Consider the following 17,179-nt stretch of genomic DNA (forward strand, 5'->3'; position numbering starts at 1 on the left):
TTGACGATTATGTAATATTTTTTCGACTACCTCCCCCAATAATGAAGAAAGAGATATAATGCTCCCGCACCCGTAGCTAGCGCAAGTGGTATTGATATTCCTAGAGCTATTTTAAATTTTGTATTAAGACTACGCAGGGATGCTTCACGCTCATGAGCTTTGCTTAACACGGGAAGTGTTTCTTGTAAAATTTTCTCACGAGCAAGTTTTTGAGTTTGGTACAACTGAATTTGTCGCATAAGGGCTGCTTTTTGCTTTATTAACTCTGCATTTTGCCCGACAAGTCCTCCAAGAACTTGAGATAAAGGGCCCTCTGTCGCTTGAGTAACCGCTTGTTGTGAAAGAAATGCTTGATTTAATTCAGGTGTGGCTTGCAGTTTTCCTGCTTCTTGCAGTTGTTCATTAATATCGCCTTGGTAATCAGGATCTGAATAAAAAAGAGCCTGGATAACAGTGTTCATTCCATCTTCTGCGGGTTTTGCATCAATCGGCACCACGCGGGAAAGTCCAAGGTCGTCTTGGATTGAAACATCTGCTAGCGTTGCATTGATTTCCCTTTGCAATGTTGCAATTGATTTTACCCGTGGCTTACCTTCTTCCATCTCGCGTGTGCTCAGCAAAGGTTGACGTTCATCTTCTGAGGTATTAATGAGCCGTTCACGCTCTACAGCGCAAGTAGAGGAACAATAAAGACCAATTAATAACAAACACAGGGATACTGCGGTAAAGAGTTTAGAGAATGAGGAAATACGTGAATTAAATTTCTTAGTTGTTTTGGTTGATAACATAATCTTTCCTCATATCTTTTCTATTTTTAATTATTAATTTTTTTATTAGAGGACCTGTAGTGAGTAACTCACTTTATCTTAGGTTGTGGCTAGAATTACGGTAATAAATTTATTATGTCAAGAGGGTTTAAATCCTCTTATTCAAATTCTTCATAAAAAAATTGCTTAATATTTAAAGAAAATTTATTGAATAAGCAATTTGTACAGTCTCTCAACCTTGATTTTAAGGTTTTGCAGGCTCTTTTACGGAGAAGTTGACAGTAACACGTCCTGCTTTATCAAAAACGAGGGTCATGGGTATCTTTTCTTTACCTTGGAAAGACTCTTTTAAGCCCATAAGCATAATATGGAGACCCCCGGGTTTGAGTTCAACTGAGTCTTTACCAATATCAATGGCAGGCACGGGGCGCATTTTTATAATGCCGCCTTCTTCAATATTATTATGCAACTCGACAGTCTCTGCATAATCACACTCAACTTTAATGAGTTTGTCAGGTACACCCCCTTGGTTTGTCATGGTAAGATAAGCCGCTGTGTTGGGTCCTTTAGAGGGGCGAATCCAGCGATGTCCCGTAAGGGTTACATCCCCAATGGAAATGGGGGGGCAAGCTAAGGCCACGGCGGTGAAAAATCCGGCTAAGCAAAAACTGATCCCTAATATTTTCTTTAAGAGCATTTTTATAATCCCGTTTGTTAAGTGTTGGTTGATCCTCATATTAATCTAACCGTGGCCCCCTAAGAATAAAACTGTACGAGTCAGGTGCATGATGGCAGGTGTTAGGATGTCTCGTAGGGGATCTTGTTGTATGCCCCAGTAGGGTTTCAGAACCATGCTGGGAAGAATAATAAGTCCCAGTAAAATGAGAAAACCATAAGGCTCTAGTTTTGCCAAAGCTCGTCCCAATGGTTTTGGCAAAATGCCTATAAGAACGCGTCCACCGTCTAGAGGGGGTAAGGGTAACATGTTAAATATAGCAAGTACAATGTTGAAACGAATGGAGTTTCTTAAAATTTCATTGCCTAAAGTAGCTTCAATATAATTGACGTGAAGGAGCAAGGCAGAAATCCAAGCCAAGATTAAGTTCATCCCCGGACCTGCAGCCGCTACAAGAATTGTACCCAGCCGTTTTGGGTTCAGATAATCAAAATTTACGGGCACGGGTTTGGCGTACCCAAACAAAAATGGCGCGCCGGCTATCAACATGAAGCCCGGTAAAACGATGGTGCCAAAGGGATCAATATGTTTGAAAGGATTTAAAGTGACCCTTCCCAGTCTTGTGGCAGTATAATCGCCAAATAATCGTGCAACAAAACCATGGGCGGCTTCGTGACACGTAATAGCGATGATTAATGCTACGAGAAAGGCGATTGTTTCTAAACCTGCTTGGGATGCCATTTACGTCTGTTTCCTTTCTAATAAAGGTTGTAATCCTTCTAAGTTTAAATTTTGCTCGAGTTTGTATAATACTTCTGCTTCAGATTCAAAGGAATTTTGCGGCATGTTTAAAAAGCTTCGATTGAGGCGATTTTGGGATTCCGCTTTCAAGGGAGATGTTTGAGCGGCGACTTCAATCATTTCTTCAAGGATGCCACTGCAATGCAACACAGCATCACACCCAGCGTCTAGGGAGTTGCGGGCTCTTTTCCCAAGGTTGCCCTCGAGGGCTTTCATAGTTATACAATCGCTGATTAAAAAGCCAGAGAAACCAATATGTCCTCGAATAACACTCTCAATAACAAGGGAAGATTGTGTTGCAGGGACGGCAGAGTCAATTTCGCTATAAACAACGTGAGCTGTCATGGCCCACGGAAGAGTGTCTGACTGCCTTTTGAAGTGTTGGCAAACTTGACGAAAGGCTTCAAAGTCCGTAGCGGCAAGATGGTCCAAAGATGCTGAGACAACGGGTAATTTATCGTGACTGTCCACGGTGGCATGGCCGTGCCCCGGAATATGCTTAATAACCGGAATGACTCCTGATTCTTGGAAACCCCGAATGGATTGAAGGGCTAATGTTGCGACAATATCAGGGTGATGACTAAAAGACCGATTTCCAATAATAGGGTGGGTCATTTCCTGAAGGACATCAACCACAGGAGCGCAGTTAACATTGATTCCCAAACGGGCAAGTTCAAGCCCTATAAGCCACGCGTTTGCCTTGGTGCACCAACTTGCCTTTTCCGGATCTTCCTCAGCCATAATGCCAAATGTTCCCGCAGGGGGGGCTGCCCTCCAGTTGGGAGGTGTCAATCGGGCTACCCGGCCCCCTTCTTGATCAATAAGAATAGGGGCATCGGGTCGGTTGATGGATTGGCGTAAATGATAAACAAGTTCTTGTATTTGTTCTACGGACTCACAATTACGGGCAAAAAGAATGAAACCTAACGGATTTGTCCTTTGGAAAAAAGCTTTTTCCTCAGGGAGAAGGCGGGTTGTTTGACAACCAAAAATTACAGCCTTTGGGTTAGACATTTATCTCTTCTTTCCTCACATCTTTAGACAAAGTGTATCTCCAATGGCAGATTATTCACTACTCATTTGCAGGACTCATAACCCGACATCCAATTTTTTCTGCCCGTAATTTTTTACAAAATTTCGCAGCAGCATCCTGAGTGGGAAAAGATCCAACAAGCAAGCGATGTGTTGAACCTTTGTCGGCACCTAAGTTCAGTCTTTGTACTTTCCAGGGTTTGTTTTGAAATAGAGATGCGTGTGTTTTACGCAAGCGCTTCATTTCTTGTTCCGCCATAGTGCGAGAGGGGAGAGATGCAATTTGAACTTTGTGCTTTTGCGAACCCATCGGAACGGATTTAGCGTTTTTTTCGTCTCGCTTTTGCGCATCACGCTTTTCTGAAGCGCCAACATTTTTAGCAATGAGCTGGTCCAGCTCATTGCGCTCGTCCTGCGCGATGCTTACTTCACTCTCTTTTTCCGTATCTTGAGTCGGTTTGATTTCCTCCGCAGGTTTAATTTCCTCAACCGTTGTAAGACGTTGGGGGACGAGAGGATTCGAGGTGTCTTTCAACGGAATTTTGGGTGGAGTATCCCCAGGCGCAGTGGGCGCAGTAGGTCCATAAGGGGACGGAGGTATAGTGGCCGTTGGATAAGGTGTTTGTCCCGGCAAGGGTTGAGGTTGAGGATAGAGCGCTTGTGGGGGTACGGTGTAATGTTGAGGTTGCCCTTGTTGCTGCATTCCGGGGTTTGTTGTGGGATGGGCAGGTTGGTCTTGTGGTTGGGGCGCATACCCTTGTTGAGGAGGGGTATAGCCAGGTTGTTGAGGTGGATAGGCTTGGTGTTGGGGATAGGGGTGTTGCTGGGGCGCATTCATAGGCGGAGCTGCCATCAGAGGTGCCGGCATAGAAGGGGGATTCTGCTGAGGGGCATTCATAAGAGGTCCTACTGGAGTGGGCGCTGCCATAGGGGGTGGGGCTGCCATAGGCTGTTCCGGTGGAGGCAACAACCGTTCAATCGGTTGAGGTGCGTCTTGACTCAAGCGACCATAAATTAACTTATCTTGATGGGGAATCATCATTCCGCCGGGATTTTCTGGACGTACTTTAAAGGGGGCTGTATCTGCAGGAATAATTGGGGGAGTATTTGAATTTTCGCCGGCAGCCCATTGAAAAAGAAACCAGAGGAGAGTACTGGCAACAACCAAAATGACGATGGCTAGAATAAAAGGAGCGGGAGATTGGCGCTCTGTCCATTCATCTTCTCCCTTGCTTTCTGAGTCTAAATTGCCCCAAAAAGACAGTTTTTTGATGTTTTGTGTGTCTGCTTGTCGACGATGATAAGGTGATTCCCTATTTTCATGGGCATAAGAATCGGACGACATTCTCAATTTTACATCATCCTCTCTTATTGAAGATGCTGGGGATTGAGAGGAAAATCTGGCTTTGAACTGGGACATTTAACGCATCTCCTCAAGGGGGGTAATGCCAAATAACTCTAGACCTGACGCAATAACAATAGCGGCTCCTTTTACCAGGGCTAATCTTGCAGCTGTTATTGCAGGATTCTCGGGGTCGATGAAACGCAAATGAGTTTGATCCTTACCTTTGTTCCACAATGCATGAAAGGCTGACGCCACATCATGTAAAAAATAGGCAATTCGGTGAGGTTCCCGAACCATTGCAGCAACTTCAACTTGTTTTGGCCAATTCGCTAATAGCTTCATCATCTCTAACTCTGACGCATCGGTCAAGAGAGAGACGTTTATTTTTGATAAATCTTTAAAGGTGGCGGGAAAAAGGCTTAATCCATGCCGGAGTACGGAATATACACGGGCATGGGCATATTGAACATAAAACACTGGGTTGTCTCGGGTTTGCTCGACAACTTTTGCAAAGTCAAAATCAATTGCCATATCGTGGCGACGGGTGAGCATGATGAACCGAGTTACATCTTTTCCAACTCGATCGATGACATCTTTGACTTTAATAAAAGTCCCAGCTCGCTTTGACATTTTAAGGGGGACGCCATTTTCTAAGAAATTGACCATTTGGCAACTTTTCACTTCCACGTAACCTTGTCCAGCTGTAACAGCTGTCGTTGCGGCTTGTATGCGTTTTAAATAGCCACCATGATCGGCACCAAGCACATCAATCATCTGATTATAACCGCGACGAAATTTATCCATATGATAACCAATGTCGCTGGCAAAATAAGTCCAAGTTCCGTCAGATTTCTTTAAAGGCCGGTCCACGTCATCCCCATAGGCTGTTGCGCGAAACAAGGTTTGGGGGCGGGGCTCCCAATCTTCGACATTATGACCTTTGGGAGCCTCTAAAACACCAACATAGAGATCACCTTTATCTTCGAGAACTTGTAAGGCTTCTTCAACGCGACCCCCTTCAACAAGTTTTTTTTCTGAGGTGAATACATCCATATAGACACCTAAATCTTCTAAGTCCTTGCGAATGAGGTTCATCATCGCTTCTACAGTGTACTGACGAATTTTCTCAATCCATACGGATTCAGGTTGATTAATCCATTGGTCACCTTTTTCCGTTGCCAGAGATTTCGCTACGGGAACCAAATAATCAGCTGCGTACATTCCCTCCTTAAAATCTCCGTCTTCAATGGGATGACCCAAGGCTTCTCGATAGCGGATATATACAGAGCGAGCAAGAGCATCAATTTGCCCTCCTGCATCATTAATGTAATATTCACGACAGACATCATATCCTACTTTTGCAAGAAGGGCCGCAATAGCATCTCCCAGAATAGCATTTCGTCCATGACCTGTGTGCAAGGGGCCTGTGGGGTTGGCGGAGACATACTCAACATTTATTTTTTGGTTGGCACCCAACGTGCTACTCCCATAGGCAGGGCCAAGCTTCAAAATATCCAGAAGTTGACGTTGCCAAAATTCGGGCGTTAATGTCATGTTGATGAACCCGGGGCCGGCAATCTCTACCTGCATGACATCTGGTAATAAACGGAAAGATTTTGCCAGGATATCAGCAAGCTCTCTCGGGTTTTTGCCGGCAGGTTTTGCCAAAATCATAGCCGCATTTATCGCCATATCCCCGTGGGTAATATCTTTAGGAGAATCAACGGTAATGCGCGATAAGTCCATGCCATCGGGCAAAATTCCCTCATGAATGAGGTTTTGAATAACTGTTAAAACAGCTTCTTTAAAAAAATGAAAAACATTCATTGTGATTGTTGCGCTCTCGATTGTTCTACCCATTTCAATATCACGAAACATCTCAATTGACCAGAAATTATACGGAATGAATTTCAGGTGAATTTTTTAGGAGTAGGGGCTGAATGCTGATGAGAATATTTAAGAAAGGTATCAAATTTAATATTAAGCTTGGAGGCCGGGACCGGAATCGAACCGACGTACAAGGATTTGCAATCCTCTGCATGACCACTCTGCCACCCGGCCAAGCTTAATGTTAAGCGTGAACAATCGTTTATTAACTCAATCAACGCTAGTTCATGAAGCCTTTTTCTCGTATAGTACTCTTATAACCCTTTCGTCAAGAAGAGATGATATGCCGCCATCAGAAAGATTATTAAAAGATAGGGCTCACCCTCGGTTGAATATGATTAATTGTCAATTACGTCCCAATGGGGTGGGTGAGTCGCGTTTGATCCAAGCTTTTGAGACTGTTCCTCGTGAAGCTTTTGTGCCGCCAGTGATTCAGTCAATCGTTTATGCAGATGCTGACTTACCATTAATGCCAGATTCACCGACGAAGAGATGGCTTATTGCGCCCCAAACACTCGGAAAATTGTTACAGCTTGCTAAAATATTGCCCACAGATAAAGTCTTAATTATTGGGTGTGGAACGGGTTATAGTGTTGCCTTGGTGGCTCAGCTAGCTGCGCATGTCATTGGCGTTGAGTGCGATGAGGGTTTAGCCTATGTGGCTCGCGCTTATGCAGCAGAGCAAGAAATTTTTAATACGCAAGTTGTTTCAGGGACATTAAGTGTAGGTTATGCAAAGGGGGCCCCCTATGATGTTATTATTATTGAGGGTGCAGTTGATGAAATCCCCATGGTTTTAATAAATCAATTATCCTCTCATCAGGGGCGTCTTGTTGCCGTGGTTAAAGGCCAAACGGAGAGAGGACAGCTTGCATTTGGTCAGGGTATTTTGATCACACGTAAAGAAGATCAGTTAGAGCGCGTCGCAGAATTTGATGCGAGTTGTCCTTTGTTGCCTGAGTTTGATCATAAGGAAACATTTAAATTATGATGACAAATGATTTCTCCGTTGAAACGGTAACAGTCCTTCAACTTAGAGATCTCCTATTATCGGTGAATCCCCCTATTGTTCTCGATGTTCGTGAAAAGCATGAGGTTGCCGTGTGTGCTTTACCAACTTTTGTTCATATTCCTTTGGGAGATCTTGTTCGAGAGTGGCATCAACTTCCTAAGGGGGCGACTATTGTAACTTTATGTCATCATGGATACCGTAGCTTAAAAGCTGCACTTTTTTTGAAAAGTTTAGGTTTTGAGTGTGTCGCCAACATTCAAGGGGGTATTCAGGCATGGGCAGAACAAATTGATCTCGATATGCCACAATACTAATTTAGTGTGTTTTTCTTGCAACATAAGAAGGGAATCGTTTGAATATTCTTAAGGCATAACTTGTGTCAAACGTAATATTTCTCTATGAAATTAGGGCAAAAATAAATTAAGAATATTCATGTAAAATTTTTTTAATTTTTTGGGAACTCTTAACCATCTGTTAACAATATTCATTCGAAACTTTTAATATAAACGGGGAAAAAGTTCCAAGGTTGGAGCGCCCAAATCAAGAAAGTTTGGAGGTTTTGATGTTGTTGAGTATGGGTCAGAAAAAGTGCAATGCAACGAAGAAGAGGATTGAAACAATGAAAAGTCAACATTCCAAGGCACTCTGGAGTTTAAGATTGGGAATTTTGGGATTAGCCCTATCTGCTTCACCATTATTAATAGATGTAAGTTTGGCTGGTGAGACTGCAAATGCAAAAACACCAGCTTCAAATAAGAACCAGAATAATATTTCTGCCGTTAAAAAGGATGACGAAAATCCTTATAAAGTTGATAAAATTGCCGCGGCTCGCAAGCCTGAGGGAAGAGTTACAGTACACAACGTTGAATCTGCCTTAGAAGCAGCGTATCGAAACAATACTGAGCTTAAAGAACTCCAAGCTCAAGTTCGCTCAAAAGATGAAGGTGTTCCTCAAGCTTTAGCTGGATGGCGTCCGACAGTCTATGCAAATGCAAGTATCGGTAAGGAAAAGGATATTTACTCTGGCAGTAAAAAAGAGACGGGAGATAATGGGAATACCCTTACGCGAAGTGGCGACACTTATTCAACAGCAGAAGCGGACATAACTTTGCAACAGAACTTATTCAATGGTGGTCAAACCGTTGCGAAGACTTGTCAGGCTGAAAATTTGGTTCAAGCCGCTCGATCTCAATTAGCTGATAAAGAACGAGAAATTTTATTTGCTTCTGTACAGGCTTATTTTGCGGTTATCGCAAGAACAGCCGAATTAGAATACAGGCGCAGTAACGAGAAATCCTTAAAAGCAACTCTTGATGCCACTAGAGCTAAGTATGATGTTGGTGAAGAGACCCGGACAAGTATCGCCCAAGCTGAAGCAAGTTTAGCACAAGGAACGGCCGAACGTGAAGCCTCAGAGGCGACTTTGTTGTCAGCTGAGGCAACATTTGAGAGAGTAACGGGAGCTCGTCCTGGCAAGCTTACTAAGCCAGCTGAGCCTGCAATTCTTCCCCAGGGATTGAAAGAAGCTATAGAGATTGCGAAGAAAAATAACCCAGCAATTTTAGCAGCTATCTATCAAGAAAAAGCTGATCGAAGTGCAATCAAAGTTAGCGATGCTGATTTATTACCGAAAATAGATCTTAATGGATCTATCGGTCGCTCGACCACAATTGATCGATACAATTTTCAATCTGTACCGACACAAACGCACGATTTTCAAACGACCGAAAAAGTCTCTGTTAACTTGAGAGTTCCCCTTTATGAAGGTGGTGCTTTTAGAGGAAGAACCCGCGAACTTCGCGAAGTTGCGGAACAGTCGCGAATTAAAATTGAAACAAAACGTCGAGAAATCATTCAGGATCTCGTGACAGCTTGGGAAACCTATTTGGCAGCGAAAGCGAACGTTAAGAGCTATAAAACGCAAGTTCAGTCAGACCAAGTCAGTCTTGAGGGGACACGTCAAGAAATGTTGGTAGGTTCAAAAATTCTTTTGGATGTATTGAATGCTCAACGAGAATTGGTGTCAGCTCAATTAAGACTTGTTCAAGCTGAACAAAGCTATCATGAGAATGCTTATAAAGTACTAGCTATCATGGGACGTTTAACAGCTATGGATATGAAGCTAAAAGTAAAACGCTATGACCCGCAAGTGCACTATCAGGATGTGCGCAACAGCTGGTAAGATAAGAAAATTTTCCTCGGGAAATTTCTTTTCTCGTAAGCTATCATTTATCAATGAACCTACCTTACAATTTGTATTTGTGAGGTAGGTTTTTTTCTTGTATAAATATTCAAAAAATAGTTTGTACCTCTTAGTAGAGGTGTTATGTCTTCACTTATCTAAGTCCCTGCAGAAATGCCAATGGGATGGGCAACTGAAAAGAGAACATTTATTATGGGCTTTTTTCTTGTAAATACGGTTCTTATTTATTAAAAAGACATGCGACTAAAATCTAGTTCTGGAATATTCTGTATCGTTCGGTGTAGACTATTTTTATATTATAATGATTTTTACCAGAGGAAAGAGTAATGACGCCGAAGCGCGACCATGAAGATGAGATGTCGATGGAGGAAATCCTAGCCTCAATCCGTAAATTTGTTACGGATAATCCTCCTGAAGATTCTAACAAACAAAAATGTTATAAGAGAGATTTGTCACAGTCTGTTGTCCCTCCGGCTACAGACCTTCCTCATTCTCATAATACATCAGCGATTCAAGCCGAGAGAGAAGTTCGTCCGCAGGTTGCGACCGTGACAAAAGACAGTTTTACGCCTCCTATCTTTGATCTTCAAAATGAGACGCGTTCTCATGCGTCTCAAGTCAATCACCAACATCAGGGAGCGGTGCCTCTCTATGATCATGATATTTTGGAATTGAAAAGTCCCCTATCATCTGGACATTCCCCCCAGCAGACCTCGCAACATCAGAGTGCATGGACGCCTCCTTCTCGAACACAATTGGGTAAGAAAGTTCTTGAAGAGTCTATTATGACTTTGACCAACCCTATTGACACTAAAAAGGCGGAAAAATCTCTGCGTTCTCCCTTAAAGGGATCTTATTCTATAGAAGGTGAAGAAACATTGGGATCTACGCAAGTGATGGCAGCTTCAGCAAGCTCTTTAATGCGTTTGGCCCAAGCTTCAAAGTCTATTCCCAAGAAATCACCTAGTTTAGCAGATCAGCGGAATGTGACGCTTGATCAGTTGATTCAAGATTTAATTCGGCCAATGATTAAGCAATGGATTGATACCCATCTTCCTTCACTTGTTGAAGAGATGGTGGCAAAAGAAATCAAGCGAATTACAAAACACCTGGGATAAACCTATCCCTTTCAAAAATCGACTTTCCTCAAAAACCTTACGGTTTATCTATTGAGGCACGCTTCTTTCAAGATTATTGTAGTTTTCATTACTGTCCTATTCGTTACTTGTAATAAGTGAGAAAAATTACGTATGAGAGTGTGAAGAAGTTTTAAAAAATATCTTTTTATGGTTCGAGCTTTGCAGACGGTATATTACTAGGGAGGTCTGTGGGATTTATTGTTACACAGAGTAGCCCTAATAATAGGATGAGGATAGGATACATTATTGTTTCTCCTTAGAATTTATATTATTTTTCTTCATTTCAACTATAGGTTATGCGTCATTTAGTCCCATCTTCGCTACAATTTGTCGGTTAGGTATTTGTTCTATAGGCTCTTCAGAATCAAATTCGGGTGTCATAATACCTGTTTTATTCTTTCGATAAAGGGATGACACATATCGCATGTTTATAAGATTATCTTCTCCGTAAGCATACTGGAGGGTAAGAATGAGTACTACGAAAACCACTTCTAGACAGGCTCTTTTGCGAGTGGGTATCATGGATCCCTCCTTTACAATTCTTAATATTTTTCCTATATTTCCACTCTAGATTAAAATAAGGAGAGTGTTTTATCCGGAAAATCAGCGTAAGTATCTTACCTACGTACAGTTTACGTATAGTGTTTTGGTCTCTACACGGGGATGTTAGATCGTATGTTTCGTAAACATTACGTGATCAGCTTTAAAAAGCTGATAGCAAATAAAAATAAGTCTTACCCGCGCCATTGGGCGACATTGACGATGATATAGAACCCGACTACTACTATTATTGGATAGGTAGTGAATAAGACTTGGTAAGGATTAAAAGAAGAAAGAAATTTCGGGACTTTTAAAATGAGCTAATAGGAAAAACAATGGAAACCAACAATATTTTAATTCCTCCTTACGACGATCGTTTGCTCACGATAAATGGGATTAAATTTACCCATCGAGAAATAGATGTCATTACCTTCATTTTTCATACAAGAGGTTCAAGCAAAATTGCCTCCCTCTTATCAATTTCAACACGAACTGTTGAGACGCATACAGCAAATGTCATGCGGAAAATGGATACGAATTCGCGGGAAGGTATCATTGACTTTCTCGAGAAGCACAACCATATTAATCTCATTAAAAAGCATTATAGAATTCTTCTTCTGCAATTTAATTTTTACCGCGTTTTGAGAGAAGTTAATCTCTTAATCAAAGACAAGGGCATACATTGTTATCTTGTATGTGATTCCCAACAACATTCTCAAAGTCTCTTTATCAAAAGTCTTAAAACGCATCTTAACTTATGTGGAATTAATGTCAGTTTAATAGAACAAGGGGACGTACATCATCAAAATTCTTTCCTAAATTTAGGGAATTCATCTTCTAATGATCGTCTCATTTATGTTTTTTCTCCAGGATTTGTTACAAGCTTACCAAAGGAAGATGACGAGCAAATCTGTGCGGTTAATAAAATGCTCCCTTCCCATTTTGTAAACTCAGGAAATGTTACGTATGTATTTTATAATGCGAACGTACCTTCTACGTTTAGCCCTAGCCTGAAAACAAAATCAATATTCTTTGAGTCCCGAAATACGTACTACTTGTACTTTTTCAATTTACTTAAAAAACTTATTTCCCAAGTTGATCTCTCCCTCATTGTTTCAAAGTTTGACTGTAGGCAGGAATTACACTCAGAAATTGCTGAAAAAGAGACGATAATCAAAGATAACTCTTTCAAAAGTCAGCGTTCCTTTCTTTCAATCGCAAAAAAAGAAATTACAAAGTTAATATCAATCTCGACAATAGTGCTGGTCTCTTTGGGCGTGGGATTATATGTCACCAACTACGACATAGGGATTGGGCTGGCAAAAGCAGAAAGCAAAATCAACCGCTCCATTCGTTCAGATCTGATAGTGCCTTCAGAAAATACATATTTGGCTCGCCCGCAAATCATGAAAAAAATTGAAGAAGGTCTTAAAGGTAATGATGGCATACAAGTTGTTGCTATTGTGGGCATTGGTGGTGCTGGTAAGTCAACAATTGCTCGACGGTTTGCGCTTCAGCAAAAAAATAAAGTTGTTTGGGAAATTAGCGCATCTACCAGAGAAAGCTTAATGGCGTCTTTTGAGAGTCTTGCTTATACTTTATGTACATCAGAGCAAGAACGTAAGGTACTCCAAGCCCTACAGAATATAAAAAATAACGTTGAGAAGGATGAAAAAATCATCTCCTTTGTTAAAGAGAAATTGAAGGCATCTTCAAATTGGTTTCTCATTTATGATAATGTAGAAAGATTTACCGATATTCAAAAATTTTTCCCGTATGATAGCAATGTTTGGGGCAATGGAAAAATTATTGTTACCACCAGTAATGGCAATACAAAAAACAATAATTTAATCAATAACTTCATCTATATTGGCGAGTTATCCCCCAAAGAAAAACTTAACTTATTTATTAAGATTATGTGTACGGAAAAAAACCAAAAATTTACCCCCGCTCAAGAGGAAGAAGCTAACAAGTTTTTAAATGAAATTCCTCCCTTTCCTTTGGATGTCTCCATTGCAGGATACTACTTAAAATCGACAAACATTTCTTATGAAAAGTATTTGAAAAGATTGAACGAAGATAATAAGGATTTTCAAAATATTCAAGCGGATGTGGTTAAAGAAGCGAGTGGCTATACCAAAACACGCAATAATATAATTACATTGTCTGCCATCCAACTTATAGATACTCATAAGGATTTTCGAGATCTTTTGGTATATAGTAGTTTGCTTGATTATAGGAACATTCCTAATGCCCTGCTTTCAACGTTGAAAGGTGATACAGTCGTTGACAACTTTATTTACAATCTAAAAAAATACTCTTTGATTACAACTGAATCTTTTGATAATTCCCATTCAACCTTTTCCTTACACAAAAATGCGCAAGAAATAATTTTAGCGTACCTATCAAAATCACTAGAATTAACACCGCAAAGTTCTCTCATACAGACCATAAGTAATAATTTGGAAACCTATATGGTCAAAGCAATTGATAAAGAAGACTTTTCCAGAATGAAGCTTCTTGTGCCGCATTGTGAGGCTTTTTTGAATCGGGACGATTTGCTAAATCCGGAGACTAAAAGTTCAATTGGAGGTGCTTTAGGATGCATATACTATTATTTACGGCACAACGTCAAAGCCAAAAAGCTGTTGGAAAGAAACCTTGAAAATCTCACTCAGATTTATGGTGAGAATCATGAAAAAAAGGCTCTTCTTTTAATTTATTTAGGAAATTTCTATCGTTCAGTGGGTGACTATAGTAAAGCCAAAGCTTTGCTAACACAAAGTCTTGATATTTATTCTAAACATCCTAATTATCTTCGCAGTGCACGCGTTTTAGGATATTTAGGCTCAGTTTATCGCGATTTGGGGGATTATAAAGTTTCGAAGGATCTCTTGGAACAGAGTTTAAATATTTATAAAAAGCATGCTCCTGAAGAAATTGGGCATGCTTGGATTCTTGCTAAGCTGGGAAGTGTTTATACTATTCTTGGCGATTATGAAAAAGCAAAGGTATTATTGGAAGATAGCTTGAATATTTACAAAATACAGTCGGATGACTACGTCGGGGTTTCTTGGGTTTTGGGTTATTTAGGAAATTTGTATGTGTTGCTGGGAGATTATGAAAAAGCTGAAAGTCTTTTAAAACAAAGTCAATTAATTTATCGAAAATATTTTGCTGAGGATCATGTCTTTGTAGGGGCGGATTTAGCTTCCTTGGGGAAAGTTTACATTCAAACAGGCGATTACCAAAAAGCCAAAAAGCTCTTGAAAAAAAGTCTAGCCATTTTCGAAATGAATTTTGGTAAAAAGCATGTAGATACGGCTCACGTTATGCGCCTTTTAGGAGAGGCCTACTGTTTGGAAGGGGATATGGATGTTGCTGAAGATTGGCTAAACAAAGCGTTACTCATATACCAGCAAAGAGACTATCCCGAAGGATACATATGTTTGGAAAATTTAGCTGATCTTTATTTGAAAAAAGCAAACCAAGCCAACAGTGAGTCTGATCATAAACAAGAACAAATTTTTAAAAATCAGAGCGTCGAGTATTTAAATCAAGCCTTGAGAATTGTCAAAAATTCTTTTCAGGAAAATTCACCTCACATACAACGTATCAATACGAAATTGAAAACGTTGACCACTTAGTTAAACTTTTCCGGTCATAATTTTCGCGAATATAAAAAGGATCGAGATTTCATAAAAAGAACCGGGCGACCACCAGAATTGAAATAATCACCAGAAAGCGCCTTTTTTTGTGTGCAAAACTTTCCCATAATTTTTGGGTAGTAAAGTAATCTTAGGGTGAAATTTCCCATATTTTCCCATAGTTTGAATTTGTGGGTTGTGTACCAATTCCTACAGTAATTCAGGACAGAATCGTGTTTGTTGTGGCTTTCACACGTTAAAATCATTTCGAGAATGTAAAACGGCGTTAAAGCAATGTAATCTGCCCAAACAGTCAAGGCCCCCCAAAATAAGCATCGCAAAATCGATAAGTTTGTATCTCGCTGCAAGAGAGTGATTGGCAATCCAAAAGATATTAAGGGGCGGCGATAGGGATACAAAAAATATATAAAGAAAAAAATACTTGCTCCTGAGGCTACATAATGGCTCCAAAATGGTGATATAATACCTAATGCTAATATACTGCCGACGTCCGTTACAAGGCATATTGTCGCAATTGTTTTCAGATAAGCGGGTGTGCTGAATCCAAATATATGAAGAATTCCATAGAACATGAAAATGGAAATTGTTGAAAAACTGAGGCTGAAGAGCCAGCTTACAGAATATTCAAGGTCTAGACATAAGTGGGCAACGATTGCGAGCTCAGCAAAATACACGGCATAGCAAACAATGGTAAAGAGGTTAGTATTGATCCACAATTTTGAAGACGTATTTGGTTTGGGAATCATGCTCACAATTGTGCTGAAGTATAATAATCCTGTGAAAGAGAACAGCTGATCGCATAAGTCATTGATGTCTAGGAATAAGCACCCGAGCCAGGTGCCCAACAGGGGGAAAACAAACCACCCACTGACTGTTTCAAGATGGGGAAACAACGGCACTAACCACCGAAAACTTAGGCATATACCCGGCGTTTTCATGGGATCTTGCGCTAAAACTTGTAAAAGAATTTGGTTCATTAGCCAACTCTTTTGCGTTGCAACTCACCCTCATTCTATTACATATTAAATTCTGTTTGTATACATAAATATGTGGCTGAAAAAAAAGGAATATTTTGGGTTACTTCCTTCCCACTATTATTGCCTTTCTTTTCTTTTGGTATCGCTTTAAAACAATCAATTGAACGGTCAAAAGTTTAATTTGCGCGGACAATAGAGTCTTGTAAAGAAACGTCTTCCCCTCGCTTTAAGTGTAGATAAAGAAGAAGAGGCGCTGCTAAGCAAATAGAAGAGAATGATCCAATGATAATTCCGATAATGATGGGTAGGGTAAAAGTTGAAATGACCTTGCCGCCCCAAAAATATAGGGCTAAAAGGGCAAGCAGTGTGGTGGAAGCTGTCAGAAGGGTACGAGTAAGAGTCTCGTTAAGACTTTTATTGACGAGTTCTCCCAAATTCATCTTTTTGTATTTACGGATATTTTCTCTAATACGATCAAAAATGACGATGGTATCATTGATTGAGTAGCCGGCCGTAATCAATATGGCGATAACAGCATTCTCATTAAATTCTAAAGGAAAGACTGAGAAAAGGCCTAAAATAGCGATACAGTCGTGCATTAATGCCATGATTGCACAAGCTGCAAATTGCCATTCAAACCGCACAGCAATATAAAGGAGCATAGCAAGGAGAGCAAAACCAATGGCATATAAAGCATTTCGGATGAGTTCACCTCCAACTTTGGGACCAATGGTTTCTACACGTCGATAATCAACCCCCGCACCCAGTACACTTTTTATTTTTCCTAAGGTTTCTGCTTGAACAGTAGAATCTTCCTTGCCCTTTTCATCATGCCTTTCTAAACGAATGAGTAAGGTATTATCTTTCCCAAAGTCTTGCAAGGAAACTTCGCCCAATCCCAGTTTCTCAATTTTTGTTCGTAGCTCAGGAACATTTGGTTTTTCAGGCAGACGGACTTCAAGAATATACCCACCGCGAAAATCGATGCCATAATTGAGTCCCTTAAAACCAAAGCTTAAGACGGATATGATAATAACGGCCAAAGAGAGTGTGAAGGTAACGTAACGAAATCCAACAAAGTCTATCTTTGTATTATATGGTATGAGACGAATTGACATAGTAGTAAGGCCTC

14 protein-coding genes and 1 tRNA gene are annotated in these 17,179 nt (G+C 40.5%); 5 read left to right on the top strand and 10 right to left on the bottom strand.

Features of this window, described 5'->3' with window-relative positions:
- Window positions 1-26 precede the first annotated feature (26 nt).
- The 7 genes from FJX03_06340 to FJX03_06370 form a co-directional block, all read right to left on the bottom strand.
- Window positions 27-788 carry a hypothetical protein gene (locus FJX03_06340; GenBank protein ID MBM3633303.1) on the bottom strand — a complete coding sequence of 254 codons (762 nt, stop codon included), beginning with the start codon at window positions 786-788 and terminating at the stop codon, window positions 27-29.
- 223 nt (window positions 789-1,011) lie between these two features.
- Window positions 1,012-1,503 carry a copper chaperone PCu(A)C gene (locus tag FJX03_06345; protein MBM3633304.1) on the bottom strand — a complete coding sequence of 164 codons (492 nt, stop codon included), beginning with the start codon at window positions 1,501-1,503 and terminating at the stop codon, window positions 1,012-1,014.
- Between the two features lie 6 nt (window positions 1,504-1,509).
- Window positions 1,510-2,184 carry a site-2 protease family protein gene (locus tag FJX03_06350; protein ID MBM3633305.1) on the bottom strand — a complete coding sequence of 225 codons (675 nt, stop codon included), beginning with the start codon at window positions 2,182-2,184 and terminating at the stop codon, window positions 1,510-1,512.
- A complete protein-coding gene (gene nagZ, locus FJX03_06355; GenBank protein MBM3633306.1) occupies window positions 2,185-3,258 on the bottom strand; it encodes a beta-N-acetylhexosaminidase in 1,074 nt (357 codons plus the stop codon).
- A gap of 58 nt (window positions 3,259-3,316) precedes the next feature.
- Window positions 3,317-4,696, bottom strand: coding sequence for a hypothetical protein (locus FJX03_06360; protein ID MBM3633307.1), 1,380 nt, complete (start codon window positions 4,694-4,696; stop codon window positions 3,317-3,319).
- Entirely contained in the window at window positions 4,697-6,448 is a 1,752-nt protein-coding gene (locus FJX03_06365; protein MBM3633308.1) for an arginine--tRNA ligase, read from the bottom strand.
- 160 nt (window positions 6,449-6,608) lie between these two features.
- Window positions 6,609-6,682 (bottom strand) — tRNA-Cys (locus FJX03_06370).
- A gap of 7 nt (window positions 6,683-6,689) precedes the next feature.
- On the opposite strand from FJX03_06370, the gene FJX03_06375 reads away from it, so the two are divergent.
- From FJX03_06375 to FJX03_06390, 4 genes are all read left to right on the top strand, one after another.
- Window positions 6,690-7,499, top strand: a complete 810-nt coding sequence (locus FJX03_06375) for a protein-L-isoaspartate O-methyltransferase (GenBank protein ID MBM3633309.1) — start codon at window positions 6,690-6,692, stop codon at window positions 7,497-7,499.
- Window positions 7,499-7,834: a sulfurtransferase gene (locus FJX03_06380; GenBank protein MBM3633310.1), complete on the top strand. Its 336-nt coding sequence runs from the start codon at window positions 7,499-7,501 to the stop codon at window positions 7,832-7,834. Before FJX03_06375 ends, FJX03_06380 begins: the two co-directional genes overlap by 1 nt.
- 212 nt (window positions 7,835-8,046) lie before the next feature.
- Window positions 8,047-9,702, top strand: coding sequence for a TolC family outer membrane protein (locus FJX03_06385; GenBank protein ID MBM3633311.1), 1,656 nt, complete (start codon window positions 8,047-8,049; stop codon window positions 9,700-9,702).
- 347 nt (window positions 9,703-10,049) lie between these two features.
- A complete protein-coding gene (locus FJX03_06390; protein MBM3633312.1) occupies window positions 10,050-10,841 on the top strand; it encodes a DUF2497 domain-containing protein in 792 nt (263 codons plus the stop codon).
- Window positions 10,842-11,156: 315 nt separating this feature from the next.
- Here the strand turns inward: FJX03_06390 and FJX03_06395 are convergent, their stop codons facing one another.
- Complete coding sequence (locus FJX03_06395) at window positions 11,157-11,384, bottom strand: hypothetical protein (GenBank protein ID MBM3633313.1); 228 nt, start codon at window positions 11,382-11,384, stop codon at window positions 11,157-11,159.
- A 353-nt stretch (window positions 11,385-11,737) separates the two neighbouring features.
- Here FJX03_06395 and FJX03_06400 point away from each other — a divergent pair, with 353 nt between their 5' ends.
- The gene (locus FJX03_06400; GenBank protein MBM3633314.1) at window positions 11,738-15,049 is read left to right on the top strand and encodes a tetratricopeptide repeat protein; all 3,312 of its coding nucleotides are present in this window, start codon (window positions 11,738-11,740) and stop codon (window positions 15,047-15,049) included.
- A gap of 14 nt (window positions 15,050-15,063) precedes the next feature.
- On the opposite strand, the gene FJX03_06405 is transcribed toward FJX03_06400, so the two are convergent.
- Window positions 15,064-16,047, bottom strand: coding sequence for a hypothetical protein (locus tag FJX03_06405; protein ID MBM3633315.1), 984 nt, complete (start codon window positions 16,045-16,047; stop codon window positions 15,064-15,066).
- Between the two features lie 176 nt (window positions 16,048-16,223).
- Complete coding sequence (secF, locus tag FJX03_06410) at window positions 16,224-17,165, bottom strand: protein translocase subunit SecF (GenBank protein MBM3633316.1); 942 nt, start codon at window positions 17,163-17,165, stop codon at window positions 16,224-16,226.
- Between the last annotated feature and the right edge of the window lie 14 nt (window positions 17,166-17,179).

It is taken from the genome of Alphaproteobacteria bacterium, from assembly GCA_016870095.1.
GTDB lineage: Bacteria > Pseudomonadota > Alphaproteobacteria > Paracaedibacterales > VGCI01 > VGCI01.

What these genes read in the sequence shown, in the direction of transcription:
- FJX03_06340 (MBM3633303.1), bottom strand. Translation starts at nt 788, where the DNA reads ATGTTATCAACCAAAACAACTAAGAAATTTAATTCACGTATTTCCTCA.
- FJX03_06345 (MBM3633304.1), bottom strand. Translation starts at nt 1,503, where the DNA reads ATGAGGATCAACCAACACTTAACAAACGGGATTATAAAAATGCTCTTA.
- FJX03_06350 (MBM3633305.1), bottom strand. Translation starts at nt 2,184, where the DNA reads ATGGCATCCCAAGCAGGTTTAGAAACAATCGCCTTTCTCGTAGCATTA.
- nagZ (MBM3633306.1), bottom strand. Translation starts at nt 3,258, where the DNA reads ATGTCTAACCCAAAGGCTGTAATTTTTGGTTGTCAAACAACCCGCCTT.
- FJX03_06360 (MBM3633307.1), bottom strand. Translation starts at nt 4,696, where the DNA reads ATGTCCCAGTTCAAAGCCAGATTTTCCTCTCAATCCCCAGCATCTTCA.
- FJX03_06365 (MBM3633308.1), bottom strand. Translation starts at nt 6,448, where the DNA reads ATGAATGTTTTTCATTTTTTTAAAGAAGCTGTTTTAACAGTTATTCAA.
- FJX03_06375 (MBM3633309.1), top strand. Translation starts at nt 6,690, where the DNA reads ATGTTAAGCGTGAACAATCGTTTATTAACTCAATCAACGCTAGTTCAT.
- FJX03_06380 (MBM3633310.1), top strand. Translation starts at nt 7,499, where the DNA reads ATGACAAATGATTTCTCCGTTGAAACGGTAACAGTCCTTCAACTTAGA.
- FJX03_06390 (MBM3633312.1), top strand. Translation starts at nt 10,050, where the DNA reads ATGACGCCGAAGCGCGACCATGAAGATGAGATGTCGATGGAGGAAATC.
- FJX03_06395 (MBM3633313.1), bottom strand. Translation starts at nt 11,384, where the DNA reads ATGATACCCACTCGCAAAAGAGCCTGTCTAGAAGTGGTTTTCGTAGTA.
- FJX03_06400 (MBM3633314.1), top strand. Translation starts at nt 11,738, where the DNA reads ATGGAAACCAACAATATTTTAATTCCTCCTTACGACGATCGTTTGCTC.
- FJX03_06405 (MBM3633315.1), bottom strand. Translation starts at nt 16,047, where the DNA reads ATGAACCAAATTCTTTTACAAGTTTTAGCGCAAGATCCCATGAAAACG.
- secF (MBM3633316.1), bottom strand. Translation starts at nt 17,165, where the DNA reads ATGTCAATTCGTCTCATACCATATAATACAAAGATAGACTTTGTTGGA.